This window comes from Paracraurococcus lichenis (assembly GCF_030657435.1).
GTDB lineage: Bacteria > Pseudomonadota > Alphaproteobacteria > Acetobacterales > Acetobacteraceae > Paracraurococcus > Paracraurococcus lichenis.
The window spans coordinates 1-20,147 of sequence record NZ_JAUTWS010000061.1 but is presented as its reverse complement, the minus strand read 5'-3'; the positions used below and the strand labels follow the sequence as shown (position 1 = coordinate 20,147).

At 67.6% G+C, this 20,147-nt stretch carries 20 protein-coding genes; 14 read left to right on the top strand and 6 right to left on the bottom strand.

Translation table 11 applies throughout. The features are described from left to right. The first annotated feature begins 44 nt into the window (after positions 1 to 44). From Q7A36_RS31395 to Q7A36_RS31350, 10 genes are all read left to right on the top strand, one after another. A complete protein-coding gene (locus tag Q7A36_RS31395; RefSeq protein ID WP_305107739.1) occupies positions 45 to 1,235 on the top strand; it encodes an LLM class flavin-dependent oxidoreductase in 1,191 nt (396 codons plus the stop codon). After that, entirely contained in the window at positions 1,235 to 2,065 is an 831-nt protein-coding gene (locus tag Q7A36_RS31390) for a hypothetical protein (RefSeq protein ID WP_305107738.1), read from the top strand. The genes Q7A36_RS31395 and Q7A36_RS31390 overlap by 1 nt, the downstream gene beginning before the upstream one ends. A 2-nt stretch (positions 2,066 to 2,067) precedes the next feature. Beyond that, positions 2,068 to 3,054, top strand: coding sequence for an ABC transporter permease (locus Q7A36_RS31385; RefSeq protein WP_305107737.1), 987 nt, complete (start codon positions 2,068 to 2,070; stop codon positions 3,052 to 3,054). 1 nt (position 3,055) lies between these two features. Continuing rightward, entirely contained in the window at positions 3,056 to 3,895 is an 840-nt protein-coding gene (locus tag Q7A36_RS31380) for an ABC transporter permease (RefSeq protein ID WP_305107736.1), read from the top strand. Next, positions 3,892 to 4,881 carry an ABC transporter ATP-binding protein gene (locus tag Q7A36_RS31375; RefSeq protein WP_305107735.1) on the top strand — a complete coding sequence of 330 codons (990 nt, stop codon included), beginning with the start codon at positions 3,892 to 3,894 and terminating at the stop codon, positions 4,879 to 4,881. Before Q7A36_RS31380 ends, Q7A36_RS31375 begins: the two co-directional genes overlap by 4 nt. Further along, positions 4,862 to 5,839 (top strand): ABC transporter ATP-binding protein, encoded by a 978-nt coding sequence (locus Q7A36_RS31370; protein WP_305107734.1) that lies wholly within the window; start codon positions 4,862 to 4,864, stop codon positions 5,837 to 5,839. Before Q7A36_RS31375 ends, Q7A36_RS31370 begins: the two co-directional genes overlap by 20 nt. 46 nt (positions 5,840 to 5,885) lie before the next feature. Next, a complete protein-coding gene (locus tag Q7A36_RS31365) occupies positions 5,886 to 6,134 on the top strand; it encodes a hypothetical protein (protein WP_305107733.1) in 249 nt (82 codons plus the stop codon). Positions 6,135 to 6,185: 51 nt separating this feature from the next. Beyond that, positions 6,186 to 7,160 (top strand): Bug family tripartite tricarboxylate transporter substrate binding protein, encoded by a 975-nt coding sequence (locus Q7A36_RS31360; protein ID WP_305107732.1) that lies wholly within the window; start codon positions 6,186 to 6,188, stop codon positions 7,158 to 7,160. Between the two features lie 301 nt (positions 7,161 to 7,461). Then, positions 7,462 to 7,719, top strand: coding sequence for a hypothetical protein (locus tag Q7A36_RS31355; protein ID WP_305107731.1), 258 nt, complete (start codon positions 7,462 to 7,464; stop codon positions 7,717 to 7,719). Between the two features lie 261 nt (positions 7,720 to 7,980). Next, positions 7,981 to 8,229: a hypothetical protein gene (locus Q7A36_RS31350; protein ID WP_305107730.1), complete on the top strand. Its 249-nt coding sequence runs from the start codon at positions 7,981 to 7,983 to the stop codon at positions 8,227 to 8,229. Positions 8,230 to 8,366: 137 nt separating this feature from the next. Here Q7A36_RS31350 and Q7A36_RS31345 read toward each other — a convergent pair whose 3' ends face one another. From Q7A36_RS31345 to Q7A36_RS42110, 6 genes are all read right to left on the bottom strand, one after another. After that, positions 8,367 to 8,555 (bottom strand): hypothetical protein, encoded by a 189-nt coding sequence (locus Q7A36_RS31345; protein WP_305107729.1) that lies wholly within the window; start codon positions 8,553 to 8,555, stop codon positions 8,367 to 8,369. A gap of 7 nt (positions 8,556 to 8,562) precedes the next feature. Next, entirely contained in the window at positions 8,563 to 10,428 is a 1,866-nt protein-coding gene (cysC, locus tag Q7A36_RS31340) for an adenylyl-sulfate kinase (protein WP_305107728.1), read from the bottom strand. After that, positions 10,428 to 11,222 carry a sulfate adenylyltransferase subunit CysD gene (cysD, locus tag Q7A36_RS31335; RefSeq protein WP_305107727.1) on the bottom strand — a complete coding sequence of 265 codons (795 nt, stop codon included), beginning with the start codon at positions 11,220 to 11,222 and terminating at the stop codon, positions 10,428 to 10,430. Before cysD ends, cysC begins: the two co-directional genes overlap by 1 nt. Before the next feature lie 2 nt (positions 11,223 to 11,224). Next, on the bottom strand, positions 11,225 to 11,941 hold the full coding sequence (locus tag Q7A36_RS31330) for a phosphoadenylyl-sulfate reductase (RefSeq protein WP_305107726.1): 717 nt from the start codon (positions 11,939 to 11,941) through the stop codon (positions 11,225 to 11,227). A gap of 150 nt (positions 11,942 to 12,091) precedes the next feature. Then, positions 12,092 to 13,474, bottom strand: coding sequence for an FAD/NAD(P)-binding protein (locus Q7A36_RS31325; RefSeq protein ID WP_305107725.1), 1,383 nt, complete (start codon positions 13,472 to 13,474; stop codon positions 12,092 to 12,094). 177 nt (positions 13,475 to 13,651) lie between these two features. Next, entirely contained in the window at positions 13,652 to 13,879 is a 228-nt protein-coding gene (locus Q7A36_RS42110) for a PLP-dependent transferase (RefSeq protein ID WP_456306830.1), read from the bottom strand. Positions 13,880 to 14,870: 991 nt separating this feature from the next. Here Q7A36_RS42110 and Q7A36_RS31315 point away from each other — a divergent pair. The 4 genes from Q7A36_RS31315 to Q7A36_RS31300 form a co-directional block, all read left to right on the top strand. After that, entirely contained in the window at positions 14,871 to 15,737 is an 867-nt protein-coding gene (locus tag Q7A36_RS31315) for a TnsA endonuclease N-terminal domain-containing protein (protein WP_305107724.1), read from the top strand. Next, positions 15,734 to 17,971 carry a hypothetical protein gene (locus tag Q7A36_RS31310; protein ID WP_305107723.1) on the top strand — a complete coding sequence of 746 codons (2,238 nt, stop codon included), beginning with the start codon at positions 15,734 to 15,736 and terminating at the stop codon, positions 17,969 to 17,971. The genes Q7A36_RS31315 and Q7A36_RS31310 overlap by 4 nt, the downstream gene beginning before the upstream one ends. Then, the gene (locus Q7A36_RS31305; RefSeq protein WP_305107722.1) at positions 17,964 to 19,541 is read left to right on the top strand and encodes an ATP-binding protein; all 1,578 of its coding nucleotides are present in this window, start codon (positions 17,964 to 17,966) and stop codon (positions 19,539 to 19,541) included. Before Q7A36_RS31310 ends, Q7A36_RS31305 begins: the two co-directional genes overlap by 8 nt. A gap of 2 nt (positions 19,542 to 19,543) precedes the next feature. Next, positions 19,544 to 20,147, top strand: a 604-nt coding sequence (locus tag Q7A36_RS31300) for a TniQ family protein (protein ID WP_370655735.1), incomplete at its 3' end; no start/stop codon positions are given.

Below are 20,147 nucleotides of genomic sequence, written 5' to 3'. Positions count from 1 at the left end.
AGGCATGGGTAGGCAGGAGCAGACCGAGGCAGGACGCGGCGGCTATGTCAGCGGTGCTTGACCGGGCCGGTGGCATCCTGCCGCGCTCCCCCTCGAGCTTCCCGGACAGTCCGCTCTCCCGCGCGCTGCAGCAACCGCTGCTGCTCGGCCTGTTCCTGCCGATCCAAGCGGGCGGCTGGAGCGCCTCGCGCCTGCCGCGCAGCACCACCTGGACCTTCGACTACAACCGCGCATTGACCCAGCGCGCCGAGGAATTCGGCTTCGACCTGGTGTTCGGCCTGTCGCAATGGCTGCCCAAGGGCGGCTATGGCGGGGTGCTGGACGGTACCGCGCTCGACAGCTTCATCAGCGTCGGCGCGCTGGCGGCGGTGACGCGGCGGATCCTGCTGATCTCGACCGTGCATGTGCTCTACGGGCCGTGGCACCCGCTGCATTTCGCCAAGTATACCGCGACGCTCGACCACATCTCGGGCGGCCGCAGCGGCGTCAACATCGTCACCGGCCACCGCGCGGTGGAGCACGAGGCCTTCGGCTGGCCGCGCATCGACCATGACCGGCGCTATGAGCTTGCCGCGGAATTCGTCGACGTCGTCCAGCGGCTCTGGGCGGCCGAGGAGAACCTGTCCTACGAGGGCGCCCGCTGGTCGCTGCGGGAGGCCTTCGTCACCCCGAAGCCGCTCTTCGGCCGGCCGATCCTGGTCAATGCCACCGGCTCCGATGCCGGGATCGACTTCGCCGCGCGCCATTCCGACATCGTCTTCATCACCAGCCCCGCGGGGTCCGAGATCGAGAGTGCGCTCGATGCCCTGCCGGCGCATGTCGCCCGGGTGAAGGCCGCGGCGCGGGCGCAGGGCCGCGAGATCCGCACGCTGATCAACCCCATCATCGTCAGCCGCGACACTACGGCGGAGACTGCCGCCTATCACGACGCCATCGTCGCGCATGCCGATCCGGAGGCGCCGGCCGGCTTCGGCCGCTTCGACAGCGATGCGCATGCCTGGCGCGGCCGCGCCGGGCGTGACGGCCCGGCGCAGCGGGCGCTCGGCGGCAATATCCAGATCATCGGTACGCCAGACGAGGTCGCCCGGTACATCGCCCGGCTGAAAGAGGCCGGGATCGACGGCATCCAGGTCAGCTTCTTCGACTTCCAGCCCGACCTCGAGCATTTCGGCACGCGCATCCTGCCGCTGCTGGAACGCGCCGGGCTGCGCTTCCCCGCCCCGGAGAACGCATGATGAGCGAGACACTCCAGACCACCCTGGCGCCATACCGCTGGTCGGCCGCGATCGAAGCCGAGATCTTCCGCGACGTCGCCGAACGCCACGCGCCGCACCTGGCCGGCGAGCGCAGCGTGTCGCGGCAGGCCGCGGAAACGCCCGAGGAGTTCGCCCGCATCGCCGACCACTGGCTATGGACCGCAGGGCATGACAGCTTCATCGTCCAGGCGGCGACCAAGGCCGGCGCGACGCTGTTCCCGCAGCTCGATGCGCAATACGTGCTGGCGCGGCAGATCGGCGACGATGGATTCCACGCTGAATTCGCCCGCGACTATGCCCGCCACCATCTGGGCCACGACCCGATCGGCCGGATCGAGGAGGTCGTGGCCCTCCACTGGGCGGCGCTGGAGGACCTGCCCTATCGCGACCTATACGGCTTCTTCGCCTTCGAGTTGCACTACGAGCTGCACATCCTGGCGCGCCTGGCGCATGAGCGACTGACCGCCACGCTGTACGACCCGCCGATCCGCAGCTTCGGCGAGGAGCGCGCGGCACCCGATGAGGAGGTGCATCGGCTGCGGCTGATGGACTGGTGGCTGGGCTACTACCGCGGCCTGTCGCCCGAGGGCCGCGTCGAGGCGGCGGAGCGGCTGCTGGCGGCGGACGAGGAGGTGCAGCGCCGGCTGAACCCCTACCTCAACACCCGCTACGAGCGCTCGGCGGCCAATCTCGGCACCGATATCATCGCGGCGGTGCCGATCTACGACGATTTCCGCCGCGAGGTGCTGTCGCGGCTGCTCGACATCCCGGCCGAGCGGCTCGGTCCGCTGACCAACCTGGCAGACTGAGCATGGCGACGACCCCGCGCCTGCTGCGCATCTTGCGGCGCACGTTGTGGCAGGCGCTGCCGACGGTGCTGGCCGTCATCGTCATCGACTTCTTCCTGCTGCGCCTGGCCCCGGGCGATGCGGCGGAAGCCTTCGCGGCCGAGGCCGGCTCGGCGACCGAGGAAACCATGGCGGCGCTGCGCGACCGCTTCGGCCTGGACCAGCCGCTGCTGGAGCAGTTCCTCGGCTATCTCGGCAACTTGGCGCAGTTCAGCCTCGGGCAGTCGCCGATGTACAACATGCCTGTGGTGGAGCTGATCGGCCAGCGGCTGCCGGCCTCGCTGCTGCTGATGGGCACGGCTTTGGCGCTGGCGCTGCTCGTCGGCATCGCCGCTGGCGCGCTGATGGCCGCGGTCGCCGGCAGTTGGCCGGACCGCGCGCTCTCGGTCCTGCTGCTGCTGTTCTACTCGGTCCCCGGCTTCTGGATCGGGCTGATGCTGGTGGTGGTCTTCTCTGTCACCCTCGGCTGGTTGCCGAGTGGTGGGTCGGGGATGGTCGGCGCCGGGCTGACCGGGCCGGCGGCGCTGCTCGACGGGCTGCGCTACCTGATCCTGCCCGCCACCACCCTGGCACTGTTCTACGTGGCGATCTATGCGCGGCTGGTGCGTTCCTCGATGCTGGCGGTAACGCGGCAGGATTTCATCCGTACCGCGGTCGCCAAGGGCTTGCCGCGCCGCACCGTGCTGCTGCGCCACGTACTGCGCAATGCGCTGCTGCCGCTGACCACGGTCGCGGGCGTGCATGCCGGCGGGATGATCGGCGGCGCGGTGGTGGCGGAGACGGTCTTCGCCTGGCCCGGCATTGGCCGGCTCGCCTACGACGCCGTCCTGAAGCGCGACTTCACCGTGGTGCTTGGCATCCTGCTGCTCTCGGCATTGCTGGTCATCCTGGTCAATATGCTGGTCGACCTGCTGCAGGCCTGGCTCGACCCACGGATCGAGGTAGGCTGAGATGGCTCACCGCAGCGCATTTCGGCAACTCCTGCGCGATCCGATGGCGGTGGCCGGGTTGGTCGGGCTCGGGCTGATCGCCGGCCTGGCCGCGCTGGCACCGCTGCTCTTCCCGGGCGATCCGCTCGACATGGTGGCGCAGCCCTTCCTCTGGCCGGGTGCCGATCCGGAACATCCGCTTGGCACCGACCTGCTGGGGCGTGACATCGCCGCCGGCATCGCGCATGGCGCGCGGGTCTCGGTGCTCATCGGTTTCGCCTCCACCGCCATCGGCATCCTCGCCGGCACCCTGGTCGGTGCCCTGGCGGGGTATCTCGGCGGCCGGGCGGACGACCTGCTGGCGCGGGCGACCGAGGTGGTGCAGACCTTCCCCGCCTTCCTGCTGGTGGTGGTGCTGGTGGCCATCGCCGGACCCAACGTCCTCACCATCACGCTCGCCATCGGCGGCGTCTCCTGGCCGACCATCGCCCGGATGGTCCGGGCCGAGTTCCGCTCGCTCCGGCAGCGGGACTTCATCGTCGCGGCGGAGGGCCTCGGCTATGGCCATGCCCGCATCATCCTGGCGGAGATGCTGCCGAATGCGCTGCCCCCGGTCGTCGTCACCGCCTCCGTGATGGTGGCGACGGCCATCCTGAACGAGGCGGCCTTGGCCTTTCTCGGGCTCGGCGATCCGAACCTGGTCAGCTGGGGCAGCATGATCGGCGCCGGGCGCGACCAGTTGCGCACCGCCTGGTACCTGGTCGGCATCCCCGGCGTCGCGCTGGTCATCGCCGTGCTGGCGCTGAACCTGCTCGGCGAAGCGCTGACCGATGCACTCGACCCGCGGGCACGAACCGCATGACCCACTCGTTGCTCGATATCTGCGACCTGCGCATCCGCTTCGGCGCGAGCGAGGCGGTGCGCGGGCTCGACCTGACGCTCGGCCGCGGCGAGACGCTGGCGCTGGTGGGCGAGAGCGGCTGCGGCAAGTCGTCCGTCGCCTTGGCGCTGCTGCGACTGCTGCCGTCGACCGCGACGGTCACCGCCGAGCGCCTGCAGGTGCTGGGGGAGGCGCTGCCCGCCGCCGGCGATCCGGCGCTGCGGCAGATCCGCGGCCGCCGCATCGGTATCATCTTCCAAGAACCGATGACCTCGCTCAACCCGGTGCTGACCATCGGCGCGCAGATCGCCGAGACCCTGCGGGTGCACCAGAACCTCACGCGCCGCGCTGCCTGGCGCCGGGCGGTCGAATTGCTGGACCTGGTCCGCATCCCCGATCCCGGGCGGCGTGCGACGGAGTATCCGCACAACCTCTCGGGTGGCATGCGGCAGCGGGTGATGATCGCCATCGCCGTCGCCTGTCAGCCGCTGCTGCTGATTGCCGATGAGCCGACGACCGCGCTCGACGTGACGATCCAGGCGCAGATCCTGGAATTACTGGACAGCCTGCGGCGGGAATTCGCCATGGGCCTGCTGCTGATCACGCATGACCTCGGCGTGGTGGCGGAATGGGCGGACCGCGTCATCGTCATGTATGCCGGCCGCGCCTGCGAGGCCGCGCCGGCCGCGTCCCTGCTGCGCCACCCGCGGCATCCCTACACCATCGGCCTGGTCGGTGCGGCGCCGCGGCTCGACCACGGCGCGCATTTCTCCACCGGACGGCTGGCGGAGATCCCCGGCAGCATTGCCTCGGCGGCCGGGGTCGCTGGCTGCGCTTTCGCACCGCGCTGCCCGGCGCGGCAGGAGCGCTGCTGGCAGCAAAGGCCGGAGCCGGTGGCCCTGGCCGATGCCGCGCACCTGCTCGCCTGCCCGGTGATGGAGGGCCGCAATGCCGCTGCTTTCGGCTGAGGACCTGCACATCCACCATGCAACGCCGGGCGGCACGCTGCGGGCGGTCGATGGCATCAGCCTCTCGATCGCGCCGGGGGAAACGCTCGGCCTTGTCGGCGAATCCGGCTGCGGCAAGTCGACGCTGGCGCGTGGGCTGCTGCGGCTCGCCCCGGTCGCCGCCGGGCGGATCGAATTCGCCGGCCAGGACATCACCCGCCTTTCAGCTGGTGCGCTGCGGCCTTTGCGGCGACAGATGCAGATGGTGTTCCAAGACCCCGCCGCCGCGCTCAACCCGCGGCAGACGGCCCGGGCGCTGCTGGAGACGCCGCTGATCGCACATGGCATCGGCGACCGCGTCGAACGCCGTCGCCGGGTGGAGGCGATCGCCGAGCGGGTCGGCCTGGCGGTAGACAGCCTGGACCGTTTTCCCCACGAATTCTCCGGCGGCCAGAAGCAGCGCATCGGCTTGGCCCGCGCCTTGGTGCTGGCGCCGAAGCTGGTGGTCTGCGACGAGCCGGTCTCGGCGCTCGACGTTTCGGTGCAGGCGCAGATTCTCAACCTGCTGGTCGACTTGCGACGCGAGTTCGGCCTTTCCTATCTGTTCGTCTCGCACGACCTGGGCGTGGTGCGCTGGATCGCCGATCGGGTGCTGGTCATGTATCTCGGCCGCATCGTCGAGAGCGCGCCGCAGGACAGACTCTGGGCGCGGCCGCAGCATCCCTATACCAGGGCGCTGATGGCGTCCGTGCCCGGCGGCGGGCGGCGGCGCGGCGCGCCCATCATCGGCGACCTGCCGAGCACGATCGACCCGCCGCAGGGCTGCCGCTTTCACCCGCGCTGCCCGCTGGCCGACGCGCGCTGCCGGGCGGAGTCGCCGGTGCTGCGCATGGTATCGCCCGGTCACCAGGTCGCCTGCCATCACGCCCCGGTCGATGCCGCGGCCGTCATCCGGGTGGCGGAGCCGGCGCTGCCATGACCGGCGCGGCGCATCACCGGTCCCGACACCGCCAGGAGAATCGCTGATGGACATGCATCCGGTCGCGTCGCGCCAGGCTGTGTCCTTTCAGGCTCCGGCCCCATTCCATGAATGGTCGGGCCGTCCGCCGGCCACCCCCGCCGGCCGCCCCGAGGAGGGAAACCAGCGGCCTCCCCGACCTGGCTGGCCGGCTGCCTGGCGGATGATGGCCGTGGCCGGGCAATGCGGCCGCATCCTGCTGGGCTGGGCCGGCTTCGCAATCCTGTTGCTCGCGGGCGGCCTTGCCCGGCTCTGACGAAAGGCACCCGATGCACCCGCTCGCAACCCACCAGGTGGACCGCTGCGAATGAGGCGGCGTGATCTCCTCGCCCTCGCGGCGCTGCCCGGATCAGCGCCGGCGGCGACGCAGCAGGCCTGGCCGACCCGGTCGATCAACCTGGTGATTCCCTTTCCCCCGGGCGGCATTGTCGACACGCTGGGGCGGACCACGGCGGAACGCGTGGCCCGCGTCCTCGGCCAGCCGGTGACGATCGAGAACCGCCCCGGCGCTGGCTCCGCGATCGGCAATGCCCAGGTCGCGGCGGCCAGGCCCGATGGCTATACGGTGCTGTCGGGCGGTATCGGCTTGGCGATCATCCCGAACCTGCAACCCGGTCTCGCGCCGCAGGACCCGGCGACGGCGCTGGACCCGGTCGCGCATACCTCGCGCACCGCCTATGTGCTGCACATCAACCGCGGGCTGCCGGTGAACTCCTTGGCGGAATTCGTGGCCTGGGCGCGCACGCGCGGGCCGAATCTGAACGCTGCCACCAGCGGGCTCGGCATCGGCGTCCATCTGACCTGGGAGCTGTTCCGCCGGCAGGCCGGCCTGCTCGAAGGCGAGGTGCTGCACTATCGTGGCGGCGTGCCGGCCATCCTCGACATCCAGGCCGGCCGCGCCGATTTCGCCTGGAGCACTGCGCTGGAGGCGATCCAGGCCATGCGCGCCGGGCAAACCCGCCCGATCGCGGTGACCGCGGCACAACGGATCGCGGCGCTACCGGACACGCCGACGGTGATCGAGAGCGGCTATCCAGGCTTCGAGGTGCAGTCCTGGAGCGGCTGGTACGTGCCGGCCGGTACGCCGCCGCCGATCATCGCCCGGCTTTCGGCCGCGCTGGAGGAGGCCCTGGCCGACCCCGACCTGCGCGCCCGCTTCACCGAATGGGGCGTCGAGGCGGCCTATGGTCCTCCGGCGATGCTGCGGGAAACCCTGCTTCGGGAAACCAGGCGTTGGGGACAGCTGATCCGCGAGGCGAAGATCGAAGCGCAGCCCGGCTAGGGCCGACCTCTGCCAAGGCGGCCCATTAAAGCTATCAACTTTAGTGTTTTATGTTGAATTGCGATTTTAAAGAGGATAAATATCAGCAAGCGGCAGCCCTGCCTCTGACCGCCGCTGCCCGGAGGTCCATGCGATGCCAAGGCGCCTCGCCGCCACCGCTTTCCGCCGCACCCTTCGCCCCTTGGGCGGGTGCCGGGCGCGCTGTCGCCGCTGAGGGCCATCGCGGCCGGGAATCCGTCCTGGCCGCCGTCATCGCCTGTCACATCCGTGTCCCGACCGGCCTGGCGCCGGGGGAGGCCCCATGTTCGTCCGATCCCTCATCTCGAACAGTCGCGCCGCGCTTGGCTTCGTCCTACCAGCTGGTGACCGGCTACGCTTCACCGCGACCGATCCCCGGCTTGAGGAACTCGATGGCGCGGTCTTCGACAATGCTGATGCCGTGAGGCACTTGGCCGATGCCGTGCTGGCGACAGGCGGCGGCCCCGCCAGCCAGGCACTGCTTGCCTTGCTGGAGCGGATGCCGGGCCGGGCCGAACCCGACCCGCCAATCCGGTCCTGAGCGGTCATGCGCAGGCAGCCTGCCTCGTTGACCGCGATCGCGCCTATTGGTCCGGCACCGCCCGTTGCCGTGCGGTATCTGAAGAATTCGTGCCGGAGATGCTCCGGCGCAACCAGCTCCGCCCGTCGCCGGCGGAGGCATCCGCGCCGGTCGCGGATGCTCAGGCGACCTTGTGACTGGCGTTTCCTCCCATGAACTCGCCGGGGTCGAGAGATCCCGGCGTCTTTTTGGCGGGACGCGGCGAGTCTTCGTAAGCAGGCGATGATTGAATCCCGTCCAGTCATGGTGGAAGGGCGGCTGCTCGGCGTCGTGATGGCGCATCATGCCGGGTGGCACTTCGTCGCGGCCGACCCTGTGGTGGGCGATCTCCACGGTCAGGTCTTCCGCGACGAGGATGAGGCGCGCCGCATTGCGGGACTGGTTCTGGCCCGGGCCCGCGCCCTGCCGCCCACCCTGCCGGTCCTGCGGCAGCCACCGATGCTCCGCGTCGTCGACGAAGACAGCGCCTGAAACCGGACGGAAGCGGCTCCAGGCGGGAGGGCTGCACCGGCATCCAGCCTGCCAGGGTCGATCACCCCGCGCCGGCATCAGCCTCCCGTGCACAGGCCCGCCGGGTGGCCAAGTCCCATGCCGGCCGTTGCATGGCCTCATCGGCGGCCTGGGACAACAACGCGACTGCCGTTGCCGTCGGCATTACCGCGGAACGCCTCGCCGCGCACCACCCGGGCGAGCGCCGCCCGCAACCGCCCGACGATCGGACCGGGCGTCCTGGCCGGCGGGAACATGCCGTTGCCCACGGTGAAGGCCGGCTCACCCTGGGTCAGGTCATCGACCAAGGCCCGGCTAACCGGCAAGCCGCACCGGCGCCGGCGCGCGTGTTGCCGGCAGGAAGGTCGCCTCCGCATGGGCGACCAGCCGTTCCGTCGCCTCGGCGACGCCGAGCGCCACCGTGTCAAGCCGCAGTTCCGGCGCCTGCGGGGCCTCGTAGGGCGCCGAGATGCCGGTGAAGTCGCGCAGCCGGTCCTCCCGCGCGCGACGATAGAGCCCCTTCGGGTCCCGCGCCTCGCAGGCGGCGAGGTCGGCTGCGACGTGCACCTCCTGGAAGGTCCCGCCGATGATCCGCCGCGCCTCCGCCCGCTGCGCCGCCAGCGGCGAGATCAGCGCGACGATGACGATGAAGCCGGCATCGGCCAGCAGCTTCGCCACCTCCGCCGTGCGGCGGACATTCTCGCCGCGGTCGGCGGCGGAGAAGCCGAGATCGCCATTCAGCCCGGCGCGGATGTTGTCGCCATCCAGTACATAGGCCTGCCGGCCGCGGTCAGTCAGAACCCGCAACGTCCGCATCGCCACGGTGCTCTTGCCGGCGCCGGACAGGCCGGTCAGCCAGAGCACGCCGCCGCGGTGGCCGTTCCGCCGCGCCCTTTCCTCCGGCGTCACCGGGGCATCCACCGCGGTCAGGTTGCGCGCCGCCTGGGGCAAATCCTCAACCACGAAGCCGCCTGCCAGGCGATGGTCACGCACCAGCACGCCGCGCCCGGTACGCGGGCTCTCGGCGAAGCTGTCGATCGCCAGCGGTTGGGCCGATTGCAGCCGTGCCCGGCCCATCGCGTTCTGCGGCAGGGCGAGCGCGGGCGCGGAGGTCAGCGTGTCGACATCGATCACCGCCTCGATCGCCTCGACGGTCACGCGCTGCTCGGCGGTGCCGTAGCGCAGCGAGATCCGGTCGCCGGCGACCAGCGGCTGCCGGTCCAGCCAGAAGAGCCGCACGGTAATGACATGGCTTTCGGACGGCGCCTGGTCCGCCCCGGCCACCATCGCACCACGCTCGACGAAGACCTCGGTGTCGAAGGATAGCGCGACGCTCTGCCCGGTGCTGGCGCCCTCGGTCGGGGCGCGGCCATTCCACCCCTCGATGGCGGCGACCCGGGCTGATTGGCTGCCGGGGATGAAGCGCACCGCATCGCCCACCGCGACCCGGCCGCTTTCGATCCGGCCGACGACGATGCGGCGGTCCTCCAGCCGGTAGACGTCCTGCACCGGCAGGCGCAGCGGCCCGTCCTCCGGCGCCGGCCTCGGCGGCAGCGCATCCAGCGCCTCGATCAGGGTCGGGCCGCCATACCAGGGCGTCCTTTCGCCCCGTGCGACCACGTTCAGGCCATGCCTAGCCGAAAGCGGGATGATGGCCGTGGCGGCGATGCCGAGGCCCTGCAGGTAGTCGCGCGCCGCATCGGCGACCACGACGAAGCGCTCCGGGTCGTGCTCGATCAGGTCAATCTTGTTGACCGCGACCACCACCTGCTTCACGCCCAGGATGCCGAGCAGGTAGCCATGCCGCCGCGTCTGCTCGGAAACCCCGGCCAGCGCATCGATGACCAGCACCGCGGCATGCGCCGCCGCGGCGCCGGTGACCATGTTGCGCAGGAACTCGACATGGCCCGGCGCATCGATGATCACGTAGCGCCGTGCCGCGCTGTGAAACCAGATCTGCGCCGCGTCCACGGTGATGCCCTGGTCGCGCTCCACCTGCAGGCTGTCCAGCAGGAAGGAGAATTCGAGGTCGAGGCCGCGCTTCGCCGACAGCGAGCGGAGCTGCGCCATGCGCCCTTCCGGGAGGCTGCCGGTATCGTGCAGCAGCCGGCCGATCAGGGTCGACTTGCCATGGTCGACATGGCCGACCACGACAATGGGAAAGGCCCGATCGCCCGGCATCAGAGATAGCCCCCAACCCTGAGGCGTTCGAAAGCATCCTCGCCCTCGTGGTCCATGGCGCGGCCGGCCCGCTCGGTGGAGGTGGTCCCGCGCAGCTCGGCGATGACCGCGCCGATATCGGCGGCCTCGCTGTCCACCGGGAAGGTGATCCCGACCTCGCCGAGCGAGCGGAAGCGCTTGCCCGCCTTGGCGAAATACAGCTCGGAGACCGGGATCTCCTCCCGCGCGATGTAGCGCCAGACGTCCAACTCGGTCCAATGCAGCAGCGGATGGACGCGGACATGGGTGCCGGGCGGGAAATCCAGATGGAACAGGTCCCAGAACTCCGCCGGCTGGTCGCGGAAGTCCCAGGCATTGTCGGCGCCGCGCGGGCTGAAGACGCGTTCCTTGGCGCGGGTCGCCTGTTCGTCGCGGCGGATGCCGGCGATCAGCCCCTGGTATCCGTAGCGGGCGATCGCCTGGCGCAGCCCATGCGTCTTGCGCGCGGCGATGCGGGAGGCCGGCGGCAGGGTCGGGTCCACCTCCTCCAGCGGCGGGCAGGCATCGGCGATCAGGTCGAGCCCCCATTCCCGCGCGTACCGGTCGCGGAAGGCATAAACCTCGGGGAATTCCAGCCCGGTATCGAGATGCACGACCGGGAAGGGTATCCGGCCGAGAAAGGCCTTACGGGCCAGCCAGATCATCACGTTGCTGTCCTTGCCGAGCGACCAGAGCAGGGCCAGCGGCTTCAGCCGGCTGAAGGCTTCGCGCAGGATATAGATGCTTTCGGCTTCAAGGCTGTCGAGGTCGTCCATGGTCAATCGGTCCGGGCGTGCGGGGATGTGAGAGGTCGGTCGTGGATGCCGCATTCGCTCTTGCCGGAGCCGCGCCATCGACCGGCACGCGAAGCCTCGCCGGCGGTAACCGGACTTGTGCAGGGGATGCAGCCGATCGAGGCATAGCCCTGCTCGGTCAGCGGGTGCGGCGGCAGGTCGTAGGTCCGGGCATAGGCGGCCAGCGTGGCCGCGTCCCAGTCGAGCAAGGGGTTCACCTTGAGCCGACCGTCCACCGCCTCGACCAGCGGCAAGGCCTCCCGCCCCGCGCCATGGGCCCGCTTGCGGCCGTTCAACCAGACGTCGAAGGCGGCGAGCGCCGCGCCCAGCGGAGCCACTTTCCGCAGCGCGCAGCAGGCATCCGGATCGGCGGCGAAGAGGCCGCCGATCGGGTCGCGCGCAGCGATAGCCGCCGGGTCGGGCCGCAAGCTGCGTACGTCGCGCAGGCCGAAGCGGCGGACGAGCCGATCCCGATAGGCCAGGGTCTCCGGGAAGAGCTTGCCGGTGTCGAGAAAGAGCACCGGCAGGGACGGATCGGCGCGCGCGACCAGATGCAGCAGCACCGCCGCCTCCGCCCCGAAGGAGGAGACAAGTGCGATACGGCCGCGGAAGCGGTCCGCCAGCAGGGCGATGGCGGTCGCGGGCGTCAATTCGGCCAACTCGGCGACAAGGGCGGATGCGGTGGCGTGCAACGGGGACATGGCAAATTGCTTTGGTGGCGACCCACCCCGGCGGCGGCCGCGTGACGACTAGGGTGGGACCGATCGCTCAACTATGCCACCCATAAGACGCTTTATGATCGGATCATAAAAATAATCACAGTCATTAAGTGCACAAAAGCCACACCGCCATCAGGCGAGCGTGGCGCGGACGATTCCGGCCAGGTGCTCGGCCACGACCTCGCATTGCCGGCGAATGTCGGGCACCGCCGTCATCTCCCAAAAGCTGCCCTTGGTGACCGGCCCCACGGCGAAGAGGCGGCGCGATATGGCGCCGCTGCGGTCGCGCAGCGCACAGGTGCCGGTCACGTCGAGGCCAAGCCGTAGTGGATCTGGCCGCACCAGCCCGGCCTGCAGGAGGCTGCGCACCAGAGGGTGGTCGATCCGGTCGTAGTCACAGCCCGGCCCGGCGCAATTCACCACCCGGGCGACCCGCAGTTCCACCGTCTCCCCGTCGCCGCGGCGGCGATAGGTCAGCTCAGCGATACCGCCTTCCTGCCGCAGCGTCTGGATACGGCCGACATGCAGGCGAAGCTGGCCGCTGGCGCGCGCCGCCTCGATCCGGTCCGCCACCGGGCCGGCCATCCGGTGGCGGTGCACGTCCCACCAGGGCCGCAGGTGGCGCAGGAAGCGGGACTGGTCCGCCGGCGACAAGGCCTGCCAGACATCCTGGGTGAAGGGCCGCAGCCGGTCGACCACGGGACGCCAGTCGCCGCCGCCAGCCGCGGCCCGGCGCGCCTCGCCGCGCAGCGACCGGACCAGCTCCACCAGGGTGGCGGGCAGCGCCGCTACCGGGGCTGGGCGCGGCGCGGTTGCGGCATGCCGGCGGGGCAGCAGCCCGCGCCGCGACAAGGCGTGGATCGGTCCGCGATGCCCCTGGTCGAGCAGCGAGATCGTCGCATCGACCATGGTCAGCCCGGTGCCGATCAGCAGCACCGGCGCCTCCGGCGGCAGCGCGGCGAAGCTGTCCGCCGCCCAGGGGTCGGGCAGATAGAGCGGGCCGTCGAGGAAGTCGGCATCGGCACATGGCGGCGGCTCCGGCGGGAAATTGCCGATCGCCAGCACGGCCAGGTCGGCCGGCAGCCAGCGGTCGCCGTCCATCGCCAGGGTCAGGCCCGCTTCGGTCTTCGACAGCCCGGCCACGTCACCGCGCAGCAGTTCGAGCCGGCCGTCATTCTCCGGCCGCTTCACCTCCTCGCTGAGCAGGGCGCGGACATAGGCGCCGAACAGGCGGCGCGGCACGAAGCCCTGCGCCAGCAGCGCCTCGGCATCCGGCTGCCGCCGCAGCCAGTCGACGAAATCGTTGGGCTGGTCGTGGAAGGCGCTCATCCGCGCCGCCGGCACGTTTAGCAGGTGGCTCGGGTTGCCGGTGGCATAGGCCTGGCCGCGCCCGAAGGCCGAGTTGCGCTCGATCAGGGTGACCCGGATCGCTTCGGGACAGCGGCGCAGCAGGTGCAGCGCAAGCAGGGTGCCGCTGAATCCGGCGCCGACGATGGCGATGGTGGGCCGCGGCATCCTGGCTCCTTGAGGCAGCGCGCATTCGTACCATGAAAACGAAGCATTCATAATTTCAAACATAATTTGAGCGTGGAATAAGAGGGCGCTGCGCGAGGGCATGGCGTCGAAAAAAAGGCCGGAGCGCAAGGCCCCGGCCGAGGTGAGGGAGGAAACGCCAGTCACGCTGTCGCATGATCACGCCTGCCTCGGCAGGCGCCTCCGCCGGCGACGGGCGGCGCTGCAGTCCGGGCACCCGGCCCGGGAATACGTCATCGCGAGGCGGTACTCCGCCGCGGCGCGCAGGCTGCCACCTGCGGCGTCCAGCGCCTGGCCAAGATCGCCAAGGATGTCGTCGATATGCTCGATGCCGACGGAAAGGCGGACATAGCCGGGCGAGACGCCAGTGGCAGCCTGGTCGGCCACGGAGAGCTGGCTACGACCGGGCGCGACGCAGGCGTTCCCAACCAGTAACATAGCTTGCTAGTCACTATGCTACACAAGGTTGAGGTTCACATAGGCGCGATCTTTCCCGAAATAGAAAATAGGGAAAGAACAATATAGCGCCGATTGGCGCTATATGTGTTGTCAACTCGTTGATCATGTTGCGCCTCTTCGTACTTCGTTCTTCAGTGTATTAGTGCGTGCATCTCAGGCCGGGCCGAGCTATGTTTTGGTGGTCGTTTCGGAGCTTTCGATATGGCCGACTTGGTGTCGGGAGAACGGTTTGGACCGTTCATTGTGTTCCGCGATAGCGACGGCCTGTGCCACGCCGTTCGGCCCGGAACTGTGCTTGCAATCAGCGACGCGGGTGACCAACAGGGAATGACATGGCTGTCCCTTCCTGGAGGACGTCAGATTATAGTCCATGCATCGCTCGAAGATGTCCTCCAGTGGTTCGCTTAAGCCATGTGTTCTGAAGCTGCTTCAAAAAGCGGCTCGGACGGAAGCGCGGCGTATTCTCGCACTTGCCAAGGCTCGGTTGGCAGATGAGCTCGAGGCCGCGTCCCGGAACCTCAGTGTGGCGGAACGCGCTCGAACCACTTCCCGGCACAAATGAGTGGACTGGCTACTTCGGCCCTACATGCGTCTGGGCGGCTTGAGGCCAGCCAATATCGCAATGCGAGACCGCCGGGCTGTGTAAGGCCCGCCGAAGATCGAATGGCACTTCTCCCCCGCCACGCCGGCTTACAACCTCGTCCGCTTGCCTATGCTGCTCAGCGCGGCAGCGTGGCGCCCGAGAACCGCCTGCACGGCGTCTTGCCGCGCGAAACCACGCCCGGTCGAGCGCCAAATCGCCGCTCTGCCGGGCCGAGATTGGGCGTCGATCCGGAAACTCGGGCGGGCTTGTCAGCCGCTTGCTAGGGACATGCTTCCGCGCCGATCTTGATTTCTGATGATGCCTTGAGGTGTTTGAATGATCATCAAGCGCTATCAGGTGACCGAGAAGCGGATCGCCAAGTGGATCAAGGAAGGCCGCGGCACTGGGCAGGGCGCTTCCTATTTGCCATGGCTGACTATTCACGACACGTCGTCGATTGGCTTGTCGTCGCGGCCACCAGGCGTGACCACCGGGCGCATTCATCACCTGCTGAGCAACAACGAGGCGGCGGCGTTTTACCAGGCCGAATGGAGCCCGGCCGTCGTCGATATTCGCGAACAATTCCCGCTACCCCGCTCGGAGACTCGCCGGATCGCCAGCGAGATGGGTGTGTTCCACCCTCGCGATCATGGGGTCGACGTAGTGATGACGACCGACCTGCTCCTCGATGTTAGAGGGCACGACAAATGGTTGTCGTTCGCGCTGCCTTCCGGCCAAGAGCGACGATTGCTGGCGATTGCCTGCAAGTCGGACGATGTGTTTGGTGACGCGCGTGCGCTCGACAAGCTCGAGATCGAGCGCCGATACTGGGCGAGTCGCGGCGTCATGTGGACGCTCCTCACCGCGAGCCAGCTTTGCCGCGCGCGCATGCTGAAGCTGCAGTGGCTCATGGAATGGTTCTGGCTCGACCATATGGCGAGGGAGCGCGTTCCCGCGTTCCTCGCCGGCTGTCAGACGGTGCTCGCACACTTGCCAGTGGCATCGACGAGCACCGCCGGCGCTTTCCTGTCGGGACTGGACGGCACCTACGGCTGGATGCCGGGAACAGCGTTGTCGATGGTGCGGCATCTGGCAGCCCGCAAGCGAGTCATCATGGACACGGAAGGGCCCTTCGATGCGTGGGGGCCGTTGTCGCAGATCCGGCTACCGGACGCGGTGGTCGCCGCCGCGAAGGTTGCGTGATGGTCGAATCGTTAAGCGAGGAGGCTCTCCGCGAGCCCGTGATCATGGAGTGGGACGAGTTGGAGTGGGGCGGCGTGAGCCCCGGACGGGCTCGCGTTCTCCATGTCTCACCGGATCGCCGTACCATTACGATCCTTCGGCTCGATGGCCGCAACTGGCCCGAAAGGATGCCCTACGCCTTCGTGTGGTCGATGGTAGACACGAAGGCTTGGAGGCACGAGGAGGGCAAACCGATCGTCTTCTCCCACATTTCCACCCTAAGCGATCGGCAGAAGGACCTGAGGGAGGAGAACTGGAGAATTGTCGGTCATCTGCTTGAGAACTGCATCCCCGCCATTTTTGACAAAAAAAAGCGGGTCAATCTGGCTGCCGCGGCAGCCGCCGCAAACCGGTGCACGCGACGACACGTGATGAACCTCCTCCAACGTGCCTTTGAAAACGGCATGTCCAAGGACTCCGTCCGATCGCCGTTGGACAGAAACGGGAAGTACGAACGGGTTGTCACCTCAGACAGTAAGAAGCGTGGTCGCCCCGTTGAGATCGGCAATCAGCTCGGCTTGAACGTTGATGAGGAGATCAAGCAGTATTTCTCCAATTCACTGCGACTGTACTGGGCTCGAAATAGAAAAATAGATCTCAGGGCGGCCTATGATTTCTGCCTCAGGCTCTATTTCATGGACCTGACGGGTGACCTGCTCGAGGGAGGCGAATACAAGTTCAAGGACCGGTTTGCCGAGAGTGGTGTGCCCACTTATGGCCAGTTCCATTATTGGGCGCCTAAGGTCGTGGACTTGGAGGCTCTCCGGCGGCGCAAGATGACGCCGCGCGTCTATGACCAGAAGAACAAGCCGATCCTTGGCACCTCGAACTCCATCACCTGGGGGCCGGGCGGGCGCTTCCAGATCGACGCGACCGTGCTGGACACCTACATCCGCTCACGACGGTCTCGGAAGCAGCTGATCGGCCGCCCCACGCTATATGTGGTGATTGACACCTTCTCTCGGCTCATTGTGGGCATCTACATCGGTCTCGAACCTCCATCGTGGATCGGCGCGATGATGGCTCTTGCGAATTGTGTCGAGGACAAGGCCGAGTTCTGCCGCGGTTTCGGCATCGACATCGCTCCCGAGGATTGGCCGACCGGCATGATTCCAGCCGTCCTGCTCGGCGATCGCGGCGAGATCGAACGCGCCGTCGCAGAGCACATGATTACCCTTATGAAGATCAAGGTCGAGACGGCAGCGGCCTACCGAGGCGACTGGAAGGGGATTGTGGAGTCCTGTTTCCGGACTCTACCCGCGATCTTCAAACCCTACGTCGACGGCTACATCGAAACAGACTTCAGGCAGCGTGGCGTTCGCGATTACCGGGCCGACGCCGTGCTCGACCTGGATGACCTCACTGCCATCATTATCGAGCTGGTTCTCTATCACAACAACGACCACGTTATGACGAAGTACGACCGGCACCCGCGATTGTCAGAGGACGAGGTGCCGTCGATCCCCCGCGAACTTTGGAATTGGGGCGTGTCGCACTTGAGCGGGACTGCCCGTCAGGCCGACCCCGAGGCGTTCCGTTTCGGCTTGATGCCGCAAACGGCCATCACCTTCACCCAATCCGGCGTTGTCTGGGAGGGCCGGCACTATGACCACCCCGCCCTTCACAGGAAGTTCGCGGACGCGCGCCGAAAGGGCAAGGTGACCTACGGTCGCGCTTCCTATGACAAGCGACGCACCGATGCAATCTTGGTACATGTTCGCGGTAGCGAGAAAGGCTACGTGGTCGCGCGACGCGTCGACCGCGTCTCAGCGGTATTTGGTGACTCCACCGCCTGGGAGGAGTACGGCGCGCTCCAGATAGACAAGGCAGTCAACAAGAAGGCATCCCAGGCAGAGGCAGTCGCCCGGGCCAATGCGCAGGGTCGCACCGAAGCGATCAACGGCCGCGCCGCGCGAAGATCAAAGGCGGCGTCCGGCGGCAGCGTTCTCGGGCAGGTGAAGAACATTCATTTGAATCGGAAGGAGGAACTGGCTCTCGACCGCAAACAGGAGTCCCAAGTCTTCATTGCGTCGACCGCCGGTTCGCACGAGCGTCTGGAGGAGAGCGGCGATGGTGGTGCCGGCGCTGCGGGTGAAAAGGCGCGCGTCCTGCCCTTCCCGCTGCCAGTGTCCAAGGCGGCGGTACCCGACTTCGCAGCGCGCAATGCTGTAGTGCTGGAGGACGAGGATGACTGAAGTGCCCTTGCTGCCGGAATATGCCGAGAACCCGTTCATCGTGGGTTTGGGGCCGATGCTCACCCTAGAGCAGATCCAGCAGAGGATCACAGTCGTGCCACGTTATGCCCCAGAGGAGCGTCAGCAGCACGCGACCTACCGGCGCCATTGCTGCCTCCGGCTGCTACGTGCCTTCTTCCCTCTGACAAGTCAGATCCGGGCGGTCGATGGCCTGCACATGATGATTCGGGATGGTTATCTCGGCCGCAACCCACTCGCGGGCGGTCATCAGCGCGCCATTCTCGACGCGGTAGAGCGCATCGAGCGGGAAGACATCGAAATTGAGTCGGAGCACGTCGCGATCAGCACCGTAGGAAGCGCTGCCAATATCGGCGTACCCGGGATGGGAAAGTCCACAACCTTTGAGTTGGGCACCAAGCTGCTTCGGCCGGTGCTTCGGCCCGATGTCGGCTACTCCGTCGCGCAGATTCCCGCGATCATCGTGCTCTGCCCTGCAGAGGGGTCGGTGAAGCAGTTCTGCCGCAACTTCTTCAAGGCGGTGGACAAGCGCCTCGGATGGACCCGCTACTCCAAGCAGTTTGGCAAGGACGCGATTCCCGCCGAGACCATGCTTCTCCACGTCCAGCATCTGGCTCATCTGCACGCCATCGGAGTGATCATCGTCGACGAGATCCAGAACCTGATGACGGCGACGGGCAAAAACGTCGGTGCCCTCATGAAATTCTATGTCACGATGACCAACACCATCGGGATTCCGGTGCTGCTCATCGGGACCATGTCCGCAACTGACGTGCTACAACACGGCTTCCACGCCGCACGTCGTGGCGACGGCTACGGCTCCCAGGTCTGGGATCGTGCCGCCGACGGCCCGGAGTGGCGGAGCTGGTTCAAACAGGTTTGGCAGTTCCAGTGGACCAGTCAGAGGACAAAGCTCACCGACGAACTCGCCGCGGCGGTGTATCGCGAGACCCAAGGTGTGCTCGATCTGGCGGTCAAGCTCCACATGCTCGTCCAGATGCATGTCATCACGCGTAGCGAGTGGACGGGCGAGCCTGAGATCATTACCAGGGAGGCAATCGAACTCGTCGCTGCCGAGCGCTTCAACATGGTCCGACCAATGATCCTCGCAATGCGCGACGGCGACGTAGCTGCCCTTGACGGCTTCCGCGACATCAGCGGTTTCCACGTAGCTGTGGATCAGGCCTTGGCAAAGTTAGCGGGACTTACGACCGACGAGTATCGTCGCCGAAAGATGATGGAGGAGGCTTCGCAGGAGGCTCCGCTCGTGAACGACCCGTTCCACATGGTACGCGCCTCTCTCGCAGCTCAGGGTTTTAGCGAGAAGGAAGTCGATACGATTATCACCAACGCCGAGACGATGGTTTCTTCGGCGGATCACCTGCTGGTCATGCAGAAGATCCTCGAACTCGTCGCCAAGGCCAACGTGGAGAGATCGACGCCGAGGAAGATCCCCCGCCCCAAGATGGAACGGCAGCCGGTCCAAGACCCGAACGACGTCCGAAACCAGGGTCGCGGCAGCCGCCGCGGCGACAAGACGGCGGCCGCTTAACCGTGCTGCCATTCTTTCCTGCCTTCCAGAAGGACGAGCTACTCTACAGCGCCGTGGCCCGTTACCATCGGATGGCGGGCTGGAGGTGCTGGAGCGCGGCGCTGGAAGCCCTTTTCGGGCGTCGGTACGTCGTGGCCTCGCATGACCTTCCTGGCCACCTCGGGGCGCTCTGCGAGAGGCTGGCGTCAGGGGGTTCAGGCTCAAGCGCCGTCCTCGCTTGCATAGAGCGCTGGACGCTACTTCCCTACTATACCTCGGCGGCTTCGCCGGCGATCCGAGAGGCGGCCATGTCGGCTGCTGTGAATGGCGGCGGGTCGAGCCATCTGAGTTTGGGCCTCGCAGTCAGTTGCGTGCCCCGCGTTGCTGCGTTGAGGTTCTGTCCCCGCTGCAAGGCAGAGGACATGGCCGACCTGGGCTTCACTTGGTGGCGTCGGTCGCACCAGCTGCCTGGCACTCTTGTGTGCGTGCGTCACGGTGTGTCGCTGTGCGAAACACCGTTCAGCTTCGGCCGCATGGGGCGACACGAATTCCTCATTGCGGACGACCGCTCCTGCCCGACGCTCGCGCGCCCACTAGCGGACGACAGCACGGCCTGCTTGGACGTAT